Here is a 22,075-nt window from a genome sequence, read left to right as displayed (position 1 = left end):
GCCGACCATGAAATTCAAGTTCAAGGTCCAGCCCTATCAGACCAATGCTGTCAATGACGTGGTTGACTGCTTTGCGGGGCAGCCGATGGCGTCTGCTCTAAGCTATCAAATTGATCCAGGTGTGGTGGAAAAGGGCCAGCAGTTTCGGTCTGAAGCCGAATACGAAGGCTTCAAGAACGCCGACCTAGCCCTGACCGACGCACAGATCTTGGAGAACATCCAAAAGGTCCAACAACGCCAGAACCTGCCCGTCACGCAGTCGCTGACGGATTTCACGACTCTGAATGCGCGAGGTGAACGAGGCCCCGTAGCGGCGACCTACAAGCGCGATGCCTTGGCCGCGACCCGCGTTCACCTCGACGTTGAGATGGAGACCGGCACGGGCAAGACCTACTGCTACATCAAAACCATCTTTGAGATGAACAAGCGCTACGGCTGGTCGAAATTCATCATCATGGTGCCGTCGATCGCGATCCGCGAAGGGGTCTATAAGTCGCTGCAGATCACGGCGGACCATTTCACCGAAAGCTATGGCAAAAAGGCGCGGTTCTTCATCTACAATTCCAAGCGCCTGCACGAGCTGGAGAGCTTTTCGTCCGACGCCGGCATCAACGTGATGGTGATCAACATCCAGGCCTTCAATGCCAGCGGTAAGGACAATCGGCGCATTTACGAGGAGCTGGACGATTTCCAGTCGCGCAGGCCCATCGATGTGATCGCCTCGAACCGGCCGATCCTGATCCTGGATGAGCCGCAAAAGATGGAAGGCAAGGCGACGATGGAGGCACTGCCGAAGTTCAAGCCGCTGTTCATCCTGCGTTATTCGGCCACGCACCGGACCCAGCACAACCGCGTTCACCGCCTGGACGCGCTGGATGCCTATAACCAGAAGCTGGTCAAGAAGATCGCGGTCCGAGGCATTCAGACGCGCGGTCTGGCCGGTACTAATGCCTACCTTTACCTCGAAGGCATCGACATTTCGAAAAAGGCGCCATTGGCGCGGATCGAGCTGGAAGTGAAGCTGAAGTCGGGCGAGATCAAGCGTCAGCTGCGGCGGATCGAGTTCCGCGACGACCTGTTCGTGACGTCTGGCGAGTTGGACCAGTACCGAGGCTTCACGATCAGTCAGATCGATGCTGTCAACGACACGGTCGAATTTACCAATGGCGTAGTGTTGAGGGCTGGCGAGGCGAATGGTGACGTCTCGGAGCGCGACATCCGTCGTATCCAGATCCGCGAGACGATCAAGGCGCATCTCGACAAAGAAAAGCAACTGTTCGCACAGGGCATCAAGGTGTTGTCGCTGTTCTTCATCGATGAGGTGGTGAAGTACCGTGACTACGAGCAGGCCGACGAGAAAGGCGAATATGCTCGGGTCTTTGAGGAAGAGTACGAGTTGCTGACGGCTGAGTATCTGTCTGAGCTCGCAATCGACAACGAAGCGTACCGAAAATACCTCGGGGGCATCGCTTCGGCCAAGACCCACAACGGTTACTTCTCGATCGACAAAAATACGAACCGTCTCAAAGATCCTGCGGTTGGGGCCCGCTCTGTCGATTCCGACGACGTGGACGCTTACGACCTGATTCTTAAGGACAAGGAACGTCTGCTTTCCTTCGCCGAGTCCACCCGTTTCATCTTTTCGCACTCGGCGCTGCGCGAGGGCTGGGACAACCCGAATGTTTTTGTCATGTGCATGCTGAAGCACAGTGACAACACCATATCCCGGCGCCAGGAAGTAGGGCGTGGTCTACGGCTGAGCGTCAATCAGCACGGTGACAGGATGGACCATCCTGCGGTGGTGCATGACATCAACGTGCTGACTGTGGTGGCGAGCGAGAGCTACAAGGATTTCGTGGTTGGGCTCCAGCAGGAGATTGCGGAGACTCTCTCGTTGCGCCCGAGGCAGGCAACCGAAGAATACTTCACCGGCAAGGTTCTAGCGACCGAGCAGGGCACAGTTGAGGTCACTTCGGCGATGGCCAAGCAGATCTACCGCTATCTGGTGAAGAATGATTACACCGACGATACAGACCAGATCTCTGCCGTCTATCACGAAGCAAAGGCTGCAGGGAAACTGGCCGATCTTCACGACGACCTAAAGGCGCATGCTGAACAGATATTTCAGCTTATAGACAGCGTCTTCAGCGCCGCGAATCTGCCCAAGGTTGAAGATGGACGTAAGCCAAAGACTAATCCTCTTAATGAGAATTTCGAGAAGAAGGAGTTCCAGGAGCTTTGGGGGCGCATCAACCGGAAGGCGGTCTACAGGGTTGAGTTCGACTCGGCTGAGTTGATCCGCAAATGCGTCAGCGCGCTGGATAGCCAGTTGCGAGTTACCCCGCTGCAGTACACGGTTCAAATCGGCGAGCAAAACGATGGATTGACTGACAGCCAACTGCGTAGCGGCGACGGCTTCAAGGTTACGAACACGACCACTAGTCGTGGCGGTTCTGTCCACTCCCTGGTGAAGTATGACCTTCTGGGTAAGGTAGCCGAAAATGCTCAGCTAACGCGAGACACGGCTGCCTCCATCCTGGGCCAAATCACACCAGCGGTTTTCGGTCAGTTCACCAAAAATCCTGAACACTTCATTTCCGAAGCGTCGCGTATCGTTGCCGAACAGAAGGCGGCGATGGTGATTGAGCGCCTAGTCTATGATGAAGTCGATGAGCGTTACGACGTAGACATCTTCACTGCCAACCAGACCGGCCAGAATTTCTCGCGGGCAACGGCGAAGCTGAAGAACCATGTTTATGACTACGCGATCACGGATTCGGACGTTGAGCGAGAGTTCGTCGAAAATCTGGACGCGAGCAGTGAGGTTGTCGTGTATGCTAAGTTGCCTCGCGGTTTCCTCATCCCGACTCCAGTTGGTGACTACAACCCAGACTGGGCCATATCATTTAAATCTGGCAGCGTGCGGCACATCTATTTCGTGGCTGAGACCAAGGGTACGATGTCTTCGATGAAGCTACGAGAGATTGAGAAAACAAAGATCGAATGCGCCAGGAAGTTTTTTGACGAAATCAGTCAGCCATTCAAAGATCAGAAGGTCAAATATGATTTGGTCACTGATTTTGGCAAGCTAATGGATGTTGTAGGATACAACTAATAAAGCCCCCTCTGAGCTGGCGTTAGCCAGTCCAGAGGGTAGGTGTATCCTCACCAAGCCTTGTACTTCAGTGCTCCCGACATCATTGAAACGTCATGGGTAAGATGGCTGTGACGCTATATGGGATGATTTCAGACACTGGATTTTTTGTGCGATGACATCAGCAGGCACATTCAGTTCTGGCTTGTGTCGCTCGATCATAAGTGGCTTCAACTCGCGAGCTGTTATTGCTGCCTGCTCATTATTTACATCTCCGACCACCATCACCTCGACCTGTAGCCGGTGACGGTTTTCATAGATGTACTGGCCGGAGTGACAACGTCGTCCGCTAGGGCTGGGGCGTCGGTAATCCGATATGCGTTTGGCCAAGGCCCCGTGTTCAGCGGTGCCAACACCAATCAACAAGATCCGTCCGTTCTCAAGGAAGCGGTACAGGCCCACGCGATATTTCAGATCGTCCTGATAGTCCTTCTGCCAGTTCGGCACGGGCTCCCACTTCCGATCCCATTCAGAAAGCGTCTTGTCGCCGTATAGAGGCGCATCTGTAGTCGTCATGATGATTTCCTTATCAATGATGGTGAAGCGCCCCCTGAGCCTGCCGTAGCCAGCCCAGAGGGTAGGGTTGATCACCAGGCTTTGTGCTTTGCCGCGCCAGCCTCGACGGCCTTCAAGAGGGTGTCGTTTGCCAAGTGGCTATAGCGTTGGGTCGATTGGTAACTGGCGTGACCCAGCACTTTGCCGACCGCGAACAGATCGACACCACTGTTGACCATGAAGGACGCCGCAGAGTGGCGTAGGTCATGGATGCGAAGTCCCGGAAGGTTGGCCGTCTTGATCGCATAGGCCCAAGCGTTTTTGATCGAGACGAAGGGCTTCTGCGTGTCCGGGTTCGGCACAAGCCACGGGCATCCGTTGTAGCGCGGTAGGCTCTCGATAATGTCGATGGCCGCTTGCGACAGAGGCACGTGACGAGGCTTGCCGGTCTTGGTGGTAGGGATGAACCAAGAGCGACGCGCCAGATCCACATTCTCCCACTTGGCGTCCAGAAGCTCGCGCTTACGGGCACCAGTGAGAAGCAGAAGGCCAACGATGTGCTGCAGCATCGGGTTGTTGGACACAATGCAGGCTTCACGCAGACGTTCGACTTCCTCTGCCGTCAGATAGCGATCACGGGCATTGTTCAAGGGCTTGCGGGCGATGCCACGTGTCGGGTTACGATCGGTGCCGGGAACGCCCCAGTTCTGGCCTAGCTGATAGGCCCGCCCCATGATGACGCGGATCTTCTCGACGGTAGCCGGAGCGAGGGTCTTGCCCAGCTCCTGAAGCCATGAAGCGACAGCACGGTGCTCGATCTCATTGACCGGAACCTTGCCCCACTTGGGACGGATATGGACACGCACATACATCTCATTGGTGTCATGAGACTTCAGGCGGGCCTTGGAGTCCTCCAGATACATATCCAGTAGGACGGCACACAGAGGTATGGACTTGATCTCCTCCTTCTTGGCTAGAGGGTCACCGCCCATGACCGTTTCGGCTCGAAGCTGTTGAGCCTTCTTGCGGGCTTGGGCGAAAGTGATGTCATTGACGCCGCCGATCTTAATCTGACGCAGCTTCCCGCGAGGATCACGGTATCGCAGGGCATAGGTAGCGCTGCCGTTCTGACGGACTTCGACGATGAAGCCGGTGATCTCTTCGCAGTAGTAGACGGTCTTCTGACCCGTGGGTTCAGCAGTCACACGGCGGATGAAGTCGTTAGAGAAGTGGGCTTTAGGCATAGGATTGATCCTTGTGATGAGTTTAGTTCAGACGTGCGCCATCACGCGGTGCCGGAGGGGCGCAGCGGGTGGCGGCGGTTAGGGTGTGGGAGGGGCGCGGTTGCCCCAGAGTGGCCCGCTCAGGCGGGGGGCTTTGACCCGGCGATGGTGTCCCATCCGGTTCCCCACTGAGCGCTCAGCGGGGCCGGTTTCTGGGCCGGGTTGAAGGCGGCAGGGCCGGGATCAAATGGGGTGAAAGAGGCGTCCCCCTTCTCCCCCTTTAGCGGCTGCCCTTGGCTGGGGCGGCGAGGGTCACTCGTCGTCAGTCAGGACACACCATGCCTTACGCTCACTGGACTTTCCGTCCTCGATGCGAAGGCCATTCACACGAACACCGCGATGGCGTTTGAGATAGTGGCCCATCATGTGAGGGTTCACACTTCCGCGCTCGGTGACGGGCAACTCCTGAATGATCTCCAGCAGCGGGGTCTTGGCATTCGAATGGGTGTGCGGCACCGAGATAAGCTCTCGGACCGTGACGGATTTCTCGATGTAGAACTTGCGCCATTCCTGCAGGAACACGCCCAAGGCCTCGTTATCGGTGTTGTCCGTGACCTGATTAATCAGGCTCGAGGCAGGATCAGGTTCACCCAACCAGATGAGGGGTTCACGGCACAGTTCAGACCATTCCTCGTAGGAACCAATAGGCGTGATAGTTTCATCGCGTTTACCGTGCAGGAGGTAGGCTTGGATGATGCTCAGAGCAAAGCTGACGAAGGCGTTACGATAACGGGCAACTTGTTTGTACGGGTCGTGTTCGAAGGTGCGCAGGCTTGCGGCATCAGACTTGGGTGCAAGTCGTATAGTTACGACACGACGACGCATGTCCTTGATGGGCACGACGTTGTTACCCGTGCCAAGGAACAGGCTATTGGTGGAGGCCGTAGCGGTGCGGCTAGAGCCTAGAACTCGCTCAGTCGTGGTTGGGCTGGTTAGAGCCTTGTTGATGGCACCAAAGGGCTTCCAGTCGGTCTGCATGTCATCAAACAGGACGACAGGAGGCTTCTCCAGCAACATAGCCAAGATGAGCTTACTGGCCTCTTCAGCCTTGGTCGGATAGCTCGTCACATAGGGCGGTAGTGGTGTGGCAAACAGAGCGATGATTTTGGCCAGAAAACTCTTACCACTGCCCGACACCGTAGCGTTGATGTTGAAAGCAGGGGCTAAGGGCAGGCCTGTACGCAACACCGCTGTCAGAATGGCAACCAAAGCTGCTGAAAGGTCCGCTGGAGTTTCAAACTCGAACTCTGCCAACTCAGCCTTCAGTTGCATCAAACGGAAGCGAGCGTCCTCCTCTGTAACATTGATCAGATCTAGAAAATCAGAGTCATCAAAGGCAGCGTAGATACCGGTTTCAGCATTGAAGCCTGCGGTCGTAACGAAGCTACGGTTATGTAGGTACGGCTGGTTGGCGATGCCCTTGAGCGTCTTCAGGTGCTTTCGGTCCTGATTGTGCAGCAGGGCGTTTACGATGCGTAGGGGTGGATTACAGGTTACCCAGTCGCCTTTGTGATTTTTGATCTGCCATTCAAACAGCTCGCACAGCAGGACATAGAGTGTCTGGTTGTTGATCACTTCGCACTGGAAGGATGTACCATTCGGTACCAGACGCACCAGTTGGCAGCTGACGACATAGTACAAACCGATAAGGGCTAGGATCCTTTCGGCCTCGTACACAGCAACATCGTCTTGTCCCACCACTAGCCTGATGACGGGCTTCGGTGGGATCAGCGCCTCTGTGTCGGTAGCGATGACTGCGAGGGCGCTGCTTTGCATCTCGGATGCAGAAGGGGTGAAAGGGGGTTGAGCGACGGCGGAGGGCTCCCCCTTTACCTCTTTAGATGTCGGCAGTGGCGGGGGCGGTGGAGGCACCCGTAGGCCCTTCGGCGGTTGGGTGGGATGAGATCGTATAACCACGTTTTGATCCTCAAGGGTTGTTAGGGTCGACCTCGGGTTTGGTGCTTGTTGAGCAGTTGTTCCCTCGGTTGATGATCAAAGTTGAGCATCAAAAAATCCGTTTGAAAACAGTATTTTAAATGAGCATATTCCAAAATGGAAAGGTCCTATCCAATGAAAGTTTGGAGCGCTTCATTCCTTTTTGGAATATGATTTGGCATTGGTGCACTGACATCAATTGGAGCGAATCAGTCGTGAGAAGTGATTCGAATCAGCGTTACGCGAGCTTGGACTTCGGTGACTTGCGTCTGGCTTGGCTAGAGACGTTTGTGTGCGTCGCTCGGCTTCGTAATCGATCAGCCGTAGGGAAGGAGCTGGGCCTATCTCAAGGCGCTGTGACTAAGCACATCCAAAGCTTAGAGGGGTGGTCGAGAAAGATACTGGTTGATGCTGACAGCGTGCCAGCAACACTCACGGATGATGGTTTGGAGCTCCTTGAGGTAGCCCAGCTCATAATCCAGACGCTGGCAGAAGTGCGCATGTCTGGCGTTGCGCCAACATCGTTGAGTTATGGACCTGTTTCAGGTGATGGCCTCAAAATGCCTGATCGTGCAGGTAAAGTTGGTACATCGACTGCGCATTTGAGAGTGCCGCCTAGCGTCCCTAAGTCCGATAAGGACTGAGCTTGCCTTCTTCCCTGAAAATGGAAGGATATTTTCATTTTAAGGTTCTTCTGCTCTCGCAGAGAGAAGCTTTGATGGGGGCTTCTGGAAGGCGGATAACAACGACTTGATGATTGCCGTACCTGTACGCTTCCAGAAGCGATCTCTTGGTTAGTTGTCCATAATCAACAGGGTTTGAACCTCTCTAGGTTTAGGCTTTGGTTTGGTGGCTATCAGCACAATGCTGATCACTGCGATCATGAGGATGCAAAGGCCCGGTTTGGCGTTTGCCAAGCATGTGATGGGTATCAGGGCTAAGGCCAGAAGGGTGGCTCTTGGCCTTACTGCGAGACAGCACAGCGTGAGCCCCAAGGCTGCCATCGCCAGGATGATCAGGAGGACTTTGGCAAGGCTCAGAACCAGCAGCACGATAAGCAGGGTGATTACCTTACTGGTCATGGCTAGGTGATGGGGTGTTGGAAGGCATTGGGGACCTTTCAGGCATAAAAAATCCCTCGACGGCGTGACCGTGAGGGCGTTGTGGGCTGGGAGTTGTTGGTGTCGTCACATGTTGGCGAAACACATGGTCAGAAGGTCCTGATCGGTGTCTGGATGGACCTCGATGAAGATGCGTTGGTGAGGGGCATCGTCTCTAGCGTAGGCCAGTTCGAACCACTGACCGCCGTGATCTTCAATGGACACGAAGGAGGGCGGCTCTGCATCGTCACCTGTGATGGCAAAGCCAAGGGCTGTGTTGATGGTGTCGGCCTTATCGCCAGCCTGGATGACATGGATAAGGGCGTCTGCGCCAAGTTCTGCTTCGTGCTCAACAATCATGTGCCAAGCGCGAAAGCCGAGCAGGGCTCTGAGGTGGACGTCTAGGCTGCCGTCCTCGAGAGCGGCTGACACCTCGAAGATGTCGGAGAGGGTGATGATGGTGGGAGTTCCTTTGCGGGCATAGAAAAACCCCCGCAGCGGTTGGCCACGGGGGTCAGTTGGGTTTGGTGTAGTGAACGGCGTCTAAGTCGAAGTCGGGTCACGCAGCTCTCGCCGCAAAAAGGGGGGCGGGGGGGAGGTGGTGTGCGACTTATGTATATCGTCGATATATATGACTCGCCGTAAAGCTTAAGTCGTGGTTCTATGATGACGTTAGGTCAACGTACTGACCTAATGTAGCCCGACAGGGTGTTACGAGCGCCCCCCGAACGACCCCGTGACTTTCCTGTCGGGCACTTCTTATGTGGTGGTTACTGTGCTGACGGAACGCTGGGAGAGATGACCGTAGCCGCCTCTGAAAGCCGTTCTCTCATGCGCTTGGAAGTGCGCATCATATAAGATGTCGAGATTTGCGCAGAGATGCGTCGCAGTCACCCTTGCAAAGGTTAGATTCCGCTATAATCCCAGTCTTGCGGGCGTATATCCTTAGTCTGATAAAATTGACGGACAAGGTTCAGGTAATCTGTAAAGTCTGTGCTGGATGCTGCCAAACGGTTGGCACTATTCCAATCGATCTCGGTCCTTTCTTTAGCCGGGATAAGGATTTCACTTTCGCTTGGATTTTCGGGGTCCAGTCGGATCAATCCCACGCCATGTGTTCCAGAGAGGACACGCAATTCGCTGAGTGTATCGCTGCCTTGAACTTCAGCTGCGACGAGGTATGGGAAATTCGCCCAAGAAGAGTTGCTGACTGTTTGGAAGAAACACTCTCGAACGTTGGAGCGATTCAGAAGGAGCTTAACCTCAAAAGAATAAAGCTTGGTGCGTGTCTCGGAACTGGCCGAGACGCATTCGATTACTGCACGTTCCCAATTCGAGGTTAGGTCCTCAATGCCCACGAGGTCGGGGTAGAGCCACTTATTCCCATCAGGGCCATATTGCTTGCGAGATCGTTTCTCATCAATTCGCTTGGAGTAGATGTTCAACTCATTGAATAGGAACTCAGAGAGTATGGGATAGAGATCAGCCTCAAGAAGCTTGGTTGGCTGGTTGTCATAGCCTGCTAGCGGAGAGACTTTTTCGACGGCCTCGATCTCCGCTGTATCTGATTGTGTGGAATAGTAATACTTCCGAGGGCGCTCTTCGGTTGTCTTGATATCTAGGCGGTCTTCAAGTCTCTTTCGTTGAGCGCCGATTTCAGCCACGATTTGCTGCAGCAATGCGTCATCATTATCGAGCGGGGTCTTTGATGCTTTACTGCGTAAGCGCTTATCTTCGCAGGCATCTGGATATTGCTGCATGATGAGCATGGCTATTTCACGAGCAATGAACCGTTGTCCGGGGCGTTCTTTTAGGACTGTCGGGACGAACTTAGTGATGGAAAATTTTTCAACCAAAGCAAGTCCCATCCATGATGTGGCGGAATAATCAAAAGAGCATATGAGGCGCGGCCCAATTCGATCAAGCGTCTTGGCATGCCTCGCTGGCAGAATAATCTAAGGTGAAACTTAGGAGTGTGTTTAAGCTGCAGAAGAGCAGGTCAGCTTGTAACCTTTCAAGTCGGCGGTAACGTTAAAAGCACACCCACTAGGAACCCACGACGGACCCTAGCCAAAGGCACGTTAGCCTTAGGCGAAGTCCATATACTGGCTGGAAGGGTGGTGCCGCTTACGTGACTCGAACACGTGACCCCCGCATTACGAATGCGGTGCTCTACCAGCTGAGCTAAAGCGGCCCTGGTGCGCAAATCGGTAGAACCGATGGCGAGAGGCGGGTTTCTTATACGGCTGATGATGAATTGCCAAGGGTTCTTAGCATGGCATCTTCATCAGGATGATCTGCAATGGTGACGTGCACGTCTGAAAAGCCCGAAAATGGTTGTGCTGCAGCCTGTGAAATGGCGATGACGTCCAGTGGCCGGGGGGAAATCGAGAGCAGTTTGGCGAGAGCTCTAGCGGCGCGCGGGGAGTGGACGAGGGCCAGATCGATATCTTCGGGAATCGTGACGTCCGTTTCATCGGTCGCATAGACAGCGAGTCGGATGACATTTCTGTCCGGCAGCAAGGCGGGCAGGTCGCCCGCAGGGCGTTGTGCGCCGGGCGCGAATACGGGACCGATGGGGGCCTCTCGGCGGATCATATCCGCAAGGGCCTGAATGTCTCCGGATGCGGAGAACACATGTTTGAACCCGGCCTTTCGTGCGGCGCAGGCGGTGGTGTCGCCCACGGCATAGGCAGGAAGGCTTGAGTATCGGGCAATGTCATTGCGGATGGCGTCCAGCGTATTTGGGCTGGTCAGGGCCAGACATGCAATCTCATGGGGAAAGGGGGCGGCGTTCATAGCGCCCTCCAGGGTCCGCACGGCCAGGAGGGGGCGGACCAACGGCACGTGGCCCATAAGCCTGAGGCGCGCAGCGGTGGCTTCGGCTCCCGGAAGAGTTCGTGTCACCCAGATGCGCGCGGGGGCTGTCATCTCAGACTGCGACCTGTTGGTCACCGACGGCGGTTTTGACCTGATGTCCCAAATCCAGACCCAGTGCGCGGGCTTCGGCCTCGGTCGCCGAGGCGGGCAGCGATTCAGAGCGGGTCCAGCGAGAGCGGCCGTCGGGAGAAAGCATCTCGGTCGCGACGAACAGTCTGTCCTGCTGGATATGGGCATAAGCCCCGATGGCCGTGCGACACGACCCTTCCAGAGCGAGCATGGCCCCGCGTTCAGCAGCCACAGCCAGAGCGGTAGGGGCGTGGTTCAGGGCAATGGCCCATGCGCTGTCGGTGTCTTCGGCGCGGGTCTGGAGCGCCAATGCGCCCTGACCGGGGGCGGGAAGGAAGGCATCAAGGGCCAGACGTTCTGTGATCACCTCATCGAAACCAAGGCGGTTCAGGCCTGAACAGGCCAGCAGGATGGCATCGAAATCACCCTCGTTCAGGCGACGCAGGCGGGTATCCACATTGCCGCGAAGCATTTCGATCTGAAGGTCCGGACGGGCAGACAGAAGTTGTGCCTGGCGACGCAGCGAGGCCGTGCCCACTTTTGCCCCCTGCGGCAGGCCCAAAAAGGTTTTGGACTTATGGCTAATGAAGGCGTCGCGCGGATCTTCGCGCTCTGGGATGGCGGCGATGGCCAGTCCCGCGGGCTGTTCAGCCGGAACATCCTTCATCGAGTGGACAGCCAGATCGACGCGACCGTCGAGCAAGGCTTCTTCGATTTCCTTGGTAAACAGTGACTTGCCGCCCACTTCCAGCAGGCGGCGGTCCTGTATCCTGTCGCCCGTGGTCACGATCTCGACCAGCGGAATGAGGGTCTCGACCTCGTTTTCGGGAACACCGAGGGCACGGCCGATGGCACGCTGCATCATGCCCGACTGGGCGAGAGCGAGCTTGGAACGGCGGGTGCCGATGCGAAGAAGCGGGGTCATGAAAACGCGCCAGACATTGCGAAAGGTGGGGTGGGCCGCTACCTCGACCCGATGAATACCGGCGCGAACTATATCAGCCCGACAAGCGGAGCAAATCGGACAGACAGTCCGATGGTCGAAAATTCGACCCTAGTTCTAACTGTTTTGGGCCTGGAGACCAGCTGTGACGAGACGGCTGCCTCGGTCGTGCGCCTTGGACCAGACGGTGCCAAGGTGTTGTCCAGTGTCATTCACAGCCAGATTGACGAGCACGCGGCGTATGGCGGCGTGGTGCCGGAGATCGCGGCGCGCAGCCACGTCGAGATGATCGATACCGTGACCCGTCAGGCTATGACCCAGTCGGGTCTGGATTGGGACGCGCTGGATGGTGTGGCTGCGACGGCGGGGCCGGGTCTGGTCGGCGGGGTGATGGTGGGGCTGTCTTACGGCAAGGCCGTGGCGCTGGCGCGCGATCTGCCGCTTGTCGCCATCAACCACCTTGAAGGCCATGCGGTATCGGCGCGTCTGGGGGCCGAGACGGCCTATCCCTTCCTGCTGCTGTTGGTGTCGGGCGGGCACTGCCAGCTTCTGGAGGTGCGCGGCATCGGCGATATGAGCCGCCTTGGCACCACCATCGACGATGCGGCAGGCGAAGCCTTTGACAAGATCGCCAAGGCCATGGGCCTGCCCTATCCGGGCGGCCCTGCGCTTGAGAAGCTGGCGGCCAAGGGGGACGGATCGCGCTTTGAGCTGCCGCGCGCGCTGTTGGGGCGCAAGGACTGCGACTTCTCCTTCTCGGGCCTGAAGACCGCGGCCTCGCGTCTGGCCCAGACCTGCGAGACGGAACAGGACAAGGCCGATCTGGCCGATGCCGTGCAAAAAGCCATCGCGCGCCAACTCAAAGAGCGCACCGAGCGGGCGATGAAGGATTATTTGGAGCGCCACGCCGACTTGCAGCCGTTTGATGCCGAAGCCGGTGCTGCCAAGGGCGGACAGCGTCTATTCGTTGTCGCCGGCGGTGTTGCGGCGAACAAGACGGTGCGCCAGACCCTGACCGATTTGGCGGCCAAATACGGCTTTGGCTTTTTCGCCCCGCCGATGGCCTTCTGTACCGATAACGCCGCAATGATTGCGCTGGCCGGTGCCGAAAGGCTGGAAAAAGGCTGGGTGTCGGATATGGATGCGGTGGCGCGTCCCAGATGGCCTCTGGACGAGGCGCGTGCGACAGTTGATCCTGTGCACAAGAAACAGGGCCGTAAAGGCGCCAAGGCTTAAGGCACGGCCCTCGCGGGGGCGGGGCCAGCGGAGTGACTATGGAATTCAAAACGGCAGGTGTGATCGGGGCCGGTGCGTGGGGTACCGCCTTGGCACAAAGCGCAGCAGCAGCGGGCCTCAAGGTCACGCTTCAGGCGCGCGAGCCCGAGGTGGTCGAGAGCATTCGGGCGCGGCGCGTCAACGAAGCCTTCCTGCCGAATGTGGAACTGGATGCGGGCATCGCGGTCACGCCCGAACTGGCCGATCTGGCCGGTTGCGACCTGATTCTGGCGGTGCCGCCCGCCCAGCACATGCGCGCCACCCTGTCGGCCTTTGCGCCGCATGCCCTCGAGGGGCTGCCGGTGGTGCTGTGCTCCAAGGGGATCGAGCGCGGCTCGCTGAAACTGATGGCCGAAGTGCTGTCGGAAACCATTCCTCACGCGACCACGGCGGTCCTGTCGGGCCCCAGCTTTGCCGGTGAGGTGGCCCGTGGCCTGCCCAGCGCCGTGACGCTGGCCTGCGCCGACATCGACATGGCCGAGAAGCTGGCCGGCGCGCTGTCCGGTCCGGTCTTCCGTCCCTACTATGCCGACGACATCATCGGTGCCGAGACGGGCGGGGCGTTGAAGAACGTTCTGGCCATCGCCTGTGGCATCGTCGAGGGCCGCGAGATGGGCCGCAGCGCCCACGCCGCGGTNNCGCCGCGGTCATCACCCGCGGCTTTGCCGAGATCGTGCGCGTGACCGAGGCGCTGGGCGGACGTGCCGAGACGGTGACGGGCCTGTGCGGTCTGGGCGATCTGGTACTGACCTGCTCCAGCCCGCAGTCGCGCAATATGAGTCTGGGTCTGGCTCTGGGTCAGGGCCAGACGGTCGAACAGGCGCTGGCGGGCAAACGCTCGGTGGCCGAGGGTTATGAAAGCGCTCCGGCCGTTCGCGAGCTGTCGCGCAAGCTGGGCGTCGAGACGCCGATTATTGAAGCTGTCGCGGCGGTTCTGGCGGGCGAGACCACGGTCGATGCCGCCATCGAGAGCCTGCTGTCGCGTCCGCTGAAGCCCGAGCGCGAATGAGCGAAGAGGCCGCCGCTCCCGAACAGCGCAAGCGGGTCTGGAAAACGCCCGCCAATGTGACCCTGTGTCTGGAAAGCGATCTGGCTGATCCCGGATCGCGCGGTTTTGTGCTGCAGATCGGTGATGCCTTCTTCCATGGCTTTGTGGTGAAGAAGGACGGCGAGGTGGCCGGATGGGTCGACCGCTGTCCGCACGCGGGCTTTCCGATCGCCGTAGAGCTGGACCGCTATCTGAGCCGTGATGGTGAGCTGATCCTGTGCGGCTGGCACGGGGCGGTGTTCGAGCCGATCAGCGGCAAATGCGTCGGTGGTCCGTGCGCAGGCGGCAAGCTGACCCCGTGGCCGGTTCAGGTCGTGGACGGGGTGGTGAAAACCGCCTAGTCGCGGGCCGCCAGACGGCGGGCATTGTCGGTGGCCCGCGAATGGATCGGGCGCAGCATCTCCACCTGTCCGGTCAGCATCCGGTTCCAGAGTGTGAGGCCGTCGGTTAGCGACTGCCCGACCGCTTCGCCCAGCCAAGCGCCCGCATCGTGGATGTCACGGGCCTTGCCCAGCTTGTCGACGGCATTGTCGAGCTGGCGCTTGGTCATGTCCGCGGCGATGGTGGCCACATCGATGGCGCTGAGGGCCCCTGCGACGGCCGAGGCGGCCGCCGCCTCGACCTTTTCGGGGCCCATGACGCCCATTTCGGAAAGTCCGGCCTGTCCTGCCATGCCAAGGCGCTGGTTGACCACATAGACCGAGGCCTCAGCCGTCTCGAGGCCGAGACGGTTGAGGGTATCCAGCGATTTGAGGACGGAACGGGCCGAATGTTTCATCAGGCGACCGGCAGGACTTCGGTGGCGAAGGCGGTCAGGTCCTCGATCAGGGCCGGCAGGGCCTTGTCGATGATCTGTTGGCCCTTTTCGGGCGAGGCCTGTGCCGGATCCGAACCGATGCGGCCATCGGGGAAGCGGGCGCGGTAATCGTTGGCGTCGCAGATCGGGCCGTTCGGGGCGATCTTCGGCTCATAGGTCGCGGTCTTCACGCGGTCCGGATAGGCGGCGTAGGTGACGGCGATTTCCGACGGGGTGGCGTGGGACCCGTGACCGACGGGGAACATCTCCTCGCAGAATTTCTGCACGCCCGGCAGGTCCCACCAGTTACGCAGCTTCAGGATGAAGGGCGGACGCTCGGCCCACGGCTCGGGCGTGAACGACCATTCGGCATAGATTTCGGCAAAGGCGGCTTCGATGGTGGCGACATTGCCGCCGTGGCCGTTCAGGAAATAGATGCGCTCGAAACCGTGGCGGGTCAGCGACGACACCCAGTCGGCGATGGCGGCCATGAAGGTCGAGGGGCGCAGGGTGATGGTGCCCGGGAAGGCCAGATGGTGCTGGGCCATGCCGATGTTGAAGGTCGGGGTGACGACGATGTCGTCATTGGTCTTTTCGGCGGCGTGGGCGATGATTTCGGGGCACAGCCAGTCGGTGCCCAGAAGGCCGGTCGGGCCATGCTGTTCGTTCGAACCGATCGGAACGACAACCGTCTTGGACAGGACACCGCCCGACTTCAGACGCGCATCGATTTCAGGCCAAGACGAAAGATGGATCAGCATGGATAGGCTCCGCAGGGCTGGCGGCCGTCGCCAGCTTCAGGTGCTATTGGCTTTAGGCCAATCCGCAGGGAAAGGCCAAACCTGTCATCTGAAATATCAGAGGCGATATATCAGGGGGCGTAGGCGCGCACGAAACGGCGGGCTGCTTCCGCCGCGTGGACCTTGGGGTCGTATTCAAACGGTTGCAGGCCAAGGATCAGCCGGAAATGGCTGTGGCCCAGCGCCATACCGATAAAGATTTCCGCAGCTTCCTTTGGATTGGAAACGCTGAGCTTGCCCCTGGCATCCTGACGGCGAAGAAACTCGGCGATCCTTGACAGGCTTTGGTTCGGACCGGCCTCGAACACCGCCTGGGCTAGTCCGGGATCATCGCGGGCGACCAGCGCAAGGGCGCGCATGTGCTCCGAGCTGCGGTGATCAAGGGCACGTTCTATCAGCCCTTCGGCAACGCTGGCCAGCGCCGTTTCCAAGGGCACATCATTGTCCAGCGGCGCGGTGATGGCCATCGACCGGCGGTTGAGCAGGGCGCGCGCGATGTCGCTCTTGCAGGCAAAGCGGTTGTAGAGGGTCTGTTTGGAAACGCCCGCGGCGCGGGCGATTTCGGTCATGGTGGCGCGGGGGCCTTTGGCCGCGAACAGATCGAGCGCGGCCTGCAGGATGGCCGTGCTCTTCTGTTCATCGACCTGTCCTGGTGCTCTGGGCATCAGTGAACCTCCGAGGACGGCGGGGTAGACCCCGGTTTGACGGGGCGCGACAACAGCGTGACAAAGGCCGCAACCGCGCAGGCGATGGCCAACAGTGCGAAAGCATCTCCGAAGGCCAGTGTTGTCGCCTGTTTCTGCATCATGCCGTAGACGGCCTTCAGCGCAGAGGCGTGCGGGTCGATGGAATTGGCGAACCGCAAGGCCAGATTTTCGATCATCTGGCGCATCTGTCCATTGGTCTGGTCAACGGCACTGGTCAACTCGACCATATGTCGCGCTGCGTTCTCGGTCAGGCTGGTGTTGAGCAGGGCCAGCCCCACAGCACCGCCCACATTGCGCGAGAGGTTCACCAGTCCCGAGGCGTTCTTGACCATGTGCGGGGGCAGGGTGGTCATGGTCACCTGCTGCGAGGCGATCATGGCGATCATAATGCCTGCGCCGCGCATGGCCTGTACGCCAGCAAACTCCCAGAACGCCCATTCTTCGGTGACCAGACGGGCATCCCACATGCCCCATGAGGCCATGATGAAGCCGACAAACATCAGGATACGCGCGTCGACCTTGCGCACCAGACGACCGACAAAAGGACCGACCGCAAACATGCTAAGGCCTGAGACGATCATGGTCGTGCCGACTTCGGCGGCCGAATATTCGCGCACACGCGACAGGAAAAGCGGGATCAGGAAAGAGCCACCGAACAGGGCCGCGCCGACGATGAAGGTCATGATCACCCCCACCAGAAAGTTGCGGTTCCCGAAGGCCCGCAACTCGACGATGGGATTTTTGGACGACAGCGAACGCCACACGAAGACAGGGCCGGTGACCGCGACAACCACCGTCAGCAGCAGAATGAGATCATTGGCGAACCAGTCTTCCTTTGCGCCCTCTTCAAGAACGAACTGAAGGCTCATCAGGAACACGGCCATAAGGCCCAGCCCCCACCAGTCGAAGCCCTTGGCCAGAGACGGGTCGCCCTTGTCGAAATTGGCGTAGCGACCCACCAGAAACAGCACCAGCATTCCCGGAAAGACGTTGATGAAGAACAGCCAGCGCCAGCTCAGCCACTCGGTCAGGTGACCGCCCAGCGTCGGGCCGATGGTCGGTGCCAGGGTGACGATCAGGCCCATGATCACACTGGCCGTCACGCGCCGCTCGGGCGGGAAGGCGGTGAAGGCGACCGCGAACACGGTAGGGATCATGGCCCCGCCGACAAAGCCCTGCACGGCACGGAAAAAGATCATCATCTCGATGGACGAGGACAGGCCCACCGCCACGCTGGTGATCAGGAATCCAGTACAGGAGGCCAGAAAGACCTTCTGCGTCCCCCACAGCCGCGACAGGAAACCCGACAGCGGGATCATCACCACTTCGGGGATCAGATAGGCGGTCTGGATCCAGCTGATCTCGTCGGCAGAGGCACCAATGCCCGCCTGGATCTGTGACAGGGATGCGGCGACAATCTGGATATCCAGAATGGCCATGAACTGGCCGATCACCATGCCGGCAAAACCCAGCATGAGGACCGTCCAGTTTACTGGAGCGGATTCGGCTCCGGCGGCCTTCGCCGGTGAACCCACGGGGGCGGCGGCTTCGGTCACGGGGCTGTCGTCGCCGTGGTCTGGCTCTTCAGATCGACCGTGGCATGCACCGACAGGCCCGGACGGAGCTGGGCGTCGGCGGCATCGTCAATCGCGATACGTACGGGAACGCGTTGGGTGATCTTGGTGAAGTTTCCGCTGGCATTCTCTACGGGGATCAGGGCGAATTCCGCACCCGTCGCAGGGGCGAAACTATCGATGTGTCCCGAGATTTTCAGCTTGGGATAGGCGTCCGCCTTGATCTCGACCTTCTGGCCCAGCTTCATTCGGTCCAGTTGGGTCTCCTTGAAGTTGGCGACCACATAGACATCCGCAACAGGCACCACGGACATAAGGGGCTGTCCGGCCTGTACGACCTGACCGACGCGTACACCGCGCGCGCCGACAACACCGGCCACGGGCGCGCGGATTTCCGTGCGCTCCAAAGTCAGCCTGGCCTTTTCGACCGCTGCGCGGGCCTGATCGACGGAGGCCGAAGACTGCGAGCGGGCCGATTGCAGCACGGCCATTGTGCGCTGTTCAGCCGTCAGCGCGGCGCGTGCCTCGGCAACACCGGCGCGGGCATTGTCGACGGCGGCCTGCTGGGTATCCATACGCTGGCTTGAAACCCAGCCCTGTGCCGCCAGATGTCCGTAGCGTTGGCTTTCCTTCTGGGCGAGGCTGGCCTGGCTGGTCGAGCGATCAACCGCTGCGGCGCGTGCGGCGATGGCTGCCTGTTGCTGGGCCATCTGGGCCTCGACATTTCCAACCGAGGCGAGAACAGCCGCGAGATTGGCCTCTGCTTCGGCCAGTGCCGCACGGGCGTCGGCGTCGTCCAGCCGGACAAGAAGCTGCCCGGCCTCGACATGCTGGTTGTCCCGCACCAGAACCTCGACGACCGAGCCGCCGATGCGCGGTGAAACAGACACCATGTCGGCTTCGACAAAGGCGTTGTCGGTCTTTTCCCAGCGCTGCTTGCCGATCCACCACCAGGTACCGCCTGCAACAAGGGCCAGGCCGACAACAATGGCGAGGATCAGCGGGAGGCGCTTACGTGCAGAAGCACTCATGGAAACCGTCGTTCTGTTCAATTTCTAAAAATGGACGCACTGTCTAAAAAACAACCACGCACCTTTGTCCAGCATTAACTGCGCCAGAATGTCGCACTTTGATGGCGGAGGCTGAGGCTCTTGAAATCCGGCAGAGGCAAATGCATGGGTTCGGCATGACACAGCGAAAGCCCGGCACCGCCGTCCTGTCCGGCCTGACCCCGACCGGACCTGCAAAGCGATCCCGCCAGCCCAAGAAGGCTCCGGTGGGTGTGATCGTCCGCTGGCCACCGTCCAAGGCCAAGGTCGAGACGGTGTTCGAGCGCCTGTCCGGCATCATGCCCGATCCCAAGACCGAGCTGGATTTCGTCAATCCCTATACACTGGTGGTGGCGGTGGCCCTGTCGGCACAGGCGACCGACGTCGGCGTGAACAAGGCGACCAAGGCCCTGTTCGCCGTGGCCGACACGCCGGAAAAAATGCTGGCACTGGGCGAGGAGGGGCTGATCCCGTTGATTTCCTCGATCGGCCTCTATCGCACCAAGGCCAAGAACGTGATCGCGGCGGCCCGCATACTGGTGAACCAGCACCGCGGCGAGGTGCCGCTGAACCGCAAGGACCTTCAGGCCCTGCCGGGCGTGGGCCGCAAGACCGCCAGCGTGGTGCTGAACGAACTGGGCATCGAGCCAGCGATTGCCGTCGACACCCACGTCTTCCGTGTCTCGCACCGCCTCGGGCTGGCCAACGGCTCGACGCCGGATAAGGTCGAGGACCAGCTGCATCAGGTGGTGCCCAGGAAATGGCTGGCCAAGGCACACCACTGGCTGATCCTGCATGGCCGCTATACCTGTCTGGCGCAGCGGCCCAAATGCGGGGGCTGTATCCTTGCGGACATCTGCCCCTCGCGGGCGAGCTTTGCCGATTAAATCCGCGCTTTGACGGCGGCGGCGAAGCGGGCACCTGCCTTGGGGTCCGAGGCCAGATAGAAGTCCGGTTCGACCAGTTCGGCCTCCATCAGCACCCATTGGCCGTCATCGGTCTGGGTCATGTCGATGCGGGCATAGAGCAGATCGTCATCAAACTGTGCCAGCACCTGTTCGGCCAGTGCCAGCGCGCCTTGCGGCGGCTGGGGCAGGGCCTGATAGCGGCCACCGTACTGGACCTGAATGCGGAACTCGCCTTCGGCACCGGGGCGCTTGTTCACCACATGGCTGAGGGCACCGCCAAAGAAGAGCAGCGAGGTTTCGCCCGCCGTTTCGATAGAGGGCAGATAGGCCTGGATCATCGCCGCCCCTTGCGGAGCATCGCGCATGGCCGCTGCCAGATCGTCGCCGCGTTGGATACGCAAGGTGCGCCATGCGCCCGCCGAAATGGTGGGTTTGACGATCAGGACATCGGTGCCGAGCGCGTCAAAAGCCTCGGCGACATTCTGTTCGTTCGCCTGATCGACAAACAGGGTCGCGGCCATCGGTATACCGGCATCGCGCAGGCCTTTCAGATAGGCCTTGTCGGAGTTCCAGCGCAGGGTGCGGGCCGGATTGGCCACGGGCAGGCCCTCCGCCTCCCACAGGTCGCAGGCGCGGCACCAGTCGGCATAGTCGGTGTAATAGCCCCACGTCAGCAGGGGCAGGATCAGGTCATAGTCCCGCAGACCCTCGACCGATGTGACGTGATCCGTCCACGGGCTGGTCGAAACATCAAAGCCTGCGGGCTCGAGGGCACCCTTCAGGCGGTCCATGACAACGGGCCACTGGCTGGAATAGGAAGGATCGGACGGGGAGGGTGTGAGAACGACGATCTTGGCCATATCCCGCTTATGATCTGACTTGGCCGAGTTGACAAAAGGGTTTGCCGCAACGGCGACCATGCACCGTCACACACCGGGACAAAACCGATCTCCTGCCCCAGAAAATCGGATGCGCCATGTGGCGTACCGCCCGCTCTGGGGTTATGGGGTTTCCCATGAGCAAAACCCCTTCCTTCGCCGATGGCGCCCGTTTCGATGTTCTCGCGGTTGGCAATGCCATCGTGGATGTTCTGGCCCCGTGCGAGCACGCCTACCTGACCGAGCAAGGTCTGGTGGCTGGCTCGATGCAACTGGTCGATGAGGCACAGAGCGCAGCCCTGTACGAAACGATGGCTCCGGGCGTCGAGGCCTCGGGTGGTTCGGCAGGCAATACGGTCGCGGGCGTAGCCTCCTATGGCGGTCGCGCGGCCTATATCGGCAAGGTCGCCAATGACCAGCTGGGCGAAGTGTTCAGCCACGATATCCGCGCCGGTGGCGTGCATTTCGACACGCCGGTTCTGGAAGGCGGAGCGGGCACAGGCCGGTGCCTGATCAACGTCACCGACGATGGCCAGCGCACCATGTGCACCTTCCTGGGTGCGGCCAACCAACTGACCGTGGGCGATATCGATGAAGCCCTGATCGCCGACAGCGCCATCGTCTATCTGGAAGGCTATCTGTTCGATCCGGCTCCGGCCCGCGCGGCCTTCGAAGCCGCCGCCGCTGCGGCCCACAAGGCAGGCCGCAAGGTCGCCATCACCCTGTCGGACAGCTTTGTCGTCCATCGCTGGCGTGCCGAACTGCTGGACTTCATCAAGTCGTCTGCCGATATCGTCCTGGCCAACGAGGCCGAACTGGCCGCCCTTTTCGAGACCGAAGATTTTGACGCGGCGGCCGACCAACTGGCGGCTATGGTCGATATCGCGGCTGTGACCCGTGGCGAAAAGGGTTCGGTCATCATCGCCGGTAGCGAACGTCACGCTGTCGCAGCCTTCCCGGTCGACAAGGTGCTGGACACGACCGGTGCCGGTGACCAGTACGCCGCTGGCTTCCTGCTGGGCGTTGCCCGCGGCCTGCCGCTGGCGGATGCCGGCAAGCTCGGCTCGCTGGCCGCTTGCGAAGTGATCGCGCACTGGGGCCCGCGCCCGCAGGTGTCGCTGGCCGATCTGGCCAAGGAAAAGTCTCTCGCCCTCTAAGGCGACAGTTTGCGGCGGCGGGTG

The 22,075-nt window shown here is 59.6% G+C and carries 20 protein-coding genes, 1 tRNA gene and 1 pseudogene; 7 read left to right on the top strand and 15 right to left on the bottom strand.

Features of this window, described 5'->3' with window-relative positions; translation table 11 throughout:
* Positions 1 to 7: 7 nt before the first annotated feature.
* Entirely contained in the window at positions 8 to 3,115 is a 3,108-nt protein-coding gene (locus B3H86_RS07990) for a type III restriction-modification system endonuclease (protein ID WP_292052727.1), read from the top strand.
* 93 nt (positions 3,116 to 3,208) lie between these two features.
* Here B3H86_RS07990 and B3H86_RS07985 read toward each other — a convergent pair whose 3' ends face one another.
* The 3 genes from B3H86_RS07985 to B3H86_RS07975 all read right to left on the bottom strand — a co-directional run bounded on the left by B3H86_RS07985 (position 3,209) and on the right by B3H86_RS07975 (position 6,708).
* Positions 3,209 to 3,745 (bottom strand): hypothetical protein, encoded by a 537-nt coding sequence (locus tag B3H86_RS07985; protein ID WP_292052725.1) that lies wholly within the window; start codon positions 3,743 to 3,745, stop codon positions 3,209 to 3,211.
* Entirely contained in the window at positions 3,742 to 4,893 is a 1,152-nt protein-coding gene (locus B3H86_RS07980; protein WP_292052723.1) for a tyrosine-type recombinase/integrase, read from the bottom strand. Before B3H86_RS07980 ends, B3H86_RS07985 begins: the two co-directional genes overlap by 4 nt.
* A 291-nt stretch (positions 4,894 to 5,184) precedes the next feature.
* Complete coding sequence (locus tag B3H86_RS07975; RefSeq protein WP_292052721.1) at positions 5,185 to 6,708, bottom strand: hypothetical protein; 1,524 nt, start codon at positions 6,706 to 6,708, stop codon at positions 5,185 to 5,187.
* A 260-nt stretch (positions 6,709 to 6,968) separates the two neighbouring features.
* Between B3H86_RS07975 and B3H86_RS13935 the strand changes: the two genes are divergently transcribed.
* Complete coding sequence (locus B3H86_RS13935) at positions 6,969 to 7,511, top strand: helix-turn-helix domain-containing protein (protein ID WP_409450211.1); 543 nt, start codon at positions 6,969 to 6,971, stop codon at positions 7,509 to 7,511.
* A gap of 150 nt (positions 7,512 to 7,661) precedes the next feature.
* On the opposite strand, the gene B3H86_RS07970 is transcribed toward B3H86_RS13935, so the two are convergent.
* The 6 genes from B3H86_RS07970 to hemC all read right to left on the bottom strand — a co-directional run bounded on the left by B3H86_RS07970 (position 7,662) and on the right by hemC (position 11,841).
* Positions 7,662 to 7,949, bottom strand: coding sequence for a hypothetical protein (locus B3H86_RS07970; protein ID WP_292052718.1), 288 nt, complete (start codon positions 7,947 to 7,949; stop codon positions 7,662 to 7,664).
* A 105-nt stretch (positions 7,950 to 8,054) separates the two neighbouring features.
* Positions 8,055 to 8,399 carry a hypothetical protein gene (locus B3H86_RS07965; RefSeq protein WP_292052716.1) on the bottom strand — a complete coding sequence of 115 codons (345 nt, stop codon included), beginning with the start codon at positions 8,397 to 8,399 and terminating at the stop codon, positions 8,055 to 8,057.
* A gap of 473 nt (positions 8,400 to 8,872) precedes the next feature.
* Complete coding sequence (locus B3H86_RS07960) at positions 8,873 to 9,835, bottom strand: COG2958 family protein (protein WP_292052714.1); 963 nt, start codon at positions 9,833 to 9,835, stop codon at positions 8,873 to 8,875.
* A 250-nt stretch (positions 9,836 to 10,085) separates the two neighbouring features.
* Positions 10,086 to 10,161: transfer RNA gene (locus B3H86_RS07955), tRNA-Thr, on the bottom strand.
* 44 nt (positions 10,162 to 10,205) lie between these two features.
* Positions 10,206 to 10,898, bottom strand: coding sequence for a uroporphyrinogen-III synthase (locus B3H86_RS07950; RefSeq protein WP_292052711.1), 693 nt, complete (start codon positions 10,896 to 10,898; stop codon positions 10,206 to 10,208).
* 1 nt (position 10,899) lies between these two features.
* Positions 10,900 to 11,841 (bottom strand): hydroxymethylbilane synthase, encoded by a 942-nt coding sequence (gene hemC / locus B3H86_RS07945; protein ID WP_292052709.1) that lies wholly within the window; start codon positions 11,839 to 11,841, stop codon positions 10,900 to 10,902.
* 111 nt (positions 11,842 to 11,952) lie between these two features.
* Between hemC and tsaD the strand changes: the two genes are divergently transcribed.
* From tsaD to B3H86_RS07930, 3 genes and pseudogenes are all read left to right on the top strand, one after another.
* Complete coding sequence (gene tsaD / locus B3H86_RS07940) at positions 11,953 to 13,095, top strand: tRNA (adenosine(37)-N6)-threonylcarbamoyltransferase complex transferase subunit TsaD (RefSeq protein WP_292052707.1); 1,143 nt, start codon at positions 11,953 to 11,955, stop codon at positions 13,093 to 13,095.
* A gap of 38 nt (positions 13,096 to 13,133) precedes the next feature.
* A pseudogene (locus B3H86_RS07935) lies at positions 13,134 to 14,143 on the top strand (NAD(P)H-dependent glycerol-3-phosphate dehydrogenase).
* Positions 14,140 to 14,523 (top strand): Rieske (2Fe-2S) protein, encoded by a 384-nt coding sequence (locus tag B3H86_RS07930; RefSeq protein ID WP_292052705.1) that lies wholly within the window; start codon positions 14,140 to 14,142, stop codon positions 14,521 to 14,523. The pseudogene B3H86_RS07935 and the gene B3H86_RS07930 overlap by 4 nt, the downstream one beginning before the upstream one ends.
* Here the strand turns inward: B3H86_RS07930 and B3H86_RS07925 are convergent.
* The 5 genes from B3H86_RS07925 to B3H86_RS07905 form a co-directional block, all read right to left on the bottom strand.
* Complete coding sequence (locus tag B3H86_RS07925; RefSeq protein ID WP_292052703.1) at positions 14,520 to 14,960, bottom strand: hypothetical protein; 441 nt, start codon at positions 14,958 to 14,960, stop codon at positions 14,520 to 14,522. The two genes, B3H86_RS07930 and B3H86_RS07925, sit on opposite strands and share 4 nt — an antisense overlap.
* The gene (locus B3H86_RS07920; protein ID WP_292052701.1) at positions 14,960 to 15,739 is read right to left on the bottom strand and encodes a creatininase family protein; all 780 of its coding nucleotides are present in this window, start codon (positions 15,737 to 15,739) and stop codon (positions 14,960 to 14,962) included. Before B3H86_RS07920 ends, B3H86_RS07925 begins: the two co-directional genes overlap by 1 nt.
* 110 nt (positions 15,740 to 15,849) lie before the next feature.
* Positions 15,850 to 16,443: a TetR/AcrR family transcriptional regulator gene (locus B3H86_RS07915; protein ID WP_292052699.1), complete on the bottom strand. Its 594-nt coding sequence runs from the start codon at positions 16,441 to 16,443 to the stop codon at positions 15,850 to 15,852.
* The gene (locus tag B3H86_RS07910; RefSeq protein WP_292052697.1) at positions 16,443 to 18,041 is read right to left on the bottom strand and encodes a DHA2 family efflux MFS transporter permease subunit; all 1,599 of its coding nucleotides are present in this window, start codon (positions 18,039 to 18,041) and stop codon (positions 16,443 to 16,445) included. The genes B3H86_RS07915 and B3H86_RS07910 overlap by 1 nt, the downstream gene beginning before the upstream one ends.
* A complete protein-coding gene (locus tag B3H86_RS07905) occupies positions 18,038 to 19,090 on the bottom strand; it encodes an HlyD family secretion protein (protein ID WP_292052695.1) in 1,053 nt (350 codons plus the stop codon). Before B3H86_RS07905 ends, B3H86_RS07910 begins: the two co-directional genes overlap by 4 nt.
* Before the next feature lie 155 nt (positions 19,091 to 19,245).
* Here B3H86_RS07905 and nth point away from each other — a divergent pair, with 155 nt between their 5' ends.
* Positions 19,246 to 19,995, top strand: coding sequence for an endonuclease III (gene nth / locus B3H86_RS07900; protein WP_292052694.1), 750 nt, complete (start codon positions 19,246 to 19,248; stop codon positions 19,993 to 19,995).
* Here the strand turns inward: nth and B3H86_RS07895 are convergent.
* Positions 19,992 to 20,876 carry an ATP-grasp domain-containing protein gene (locus tag B3H86_RS07895; RefSeq protein ID WP_292052692.1) on the bottom strand — a complete coding sequence of 295 codons (885 nt, stop codon included), beginning with the start codon at positions 20,874 to 20,876 and terminating at the stop codon, positions 19,992 to 19,994. The two genes, nth and B3H86_RS07895, sit on opposite strands and share 4 nt — an antisense overlap.
* A 155-nt stretch (positions 20,877 to 21,031) precedes the next feature.
* Here B3H86_RS07895 and B3H86_RS07890 point away from each other — a divergent pair, with 155 nt between their 5' ends.
* Positions 21,032 to 22,051 (top strand): adenosine kinase, encoded by a 1,020-nt coding sequence (locus tag B3H86_RS07890; protein WP_292052689.1) that lies wholly within the window; start codon positions 21,032 to 21,034, stop codon positions 22,049 to 22,051.
* Positions 22,052 to 22,075 lie beyond the last annotated feature (24 nt).

Origin of the sequence: Brevundimonas sp. UBA5866, from assembly GCF_002432125.1 — a bacterium.
Taxonomy (GTDB): domain Bacteria; phylum Pseudomonadota; class Alphaproteobacteria; order Caulobacterales; family Caulobacteraceae; genus Brevundimonas.
Note: the sequence above shows the minus strand (reverse complement) of the source record. Positions and strands in the feature narration are given on the sequence as shown.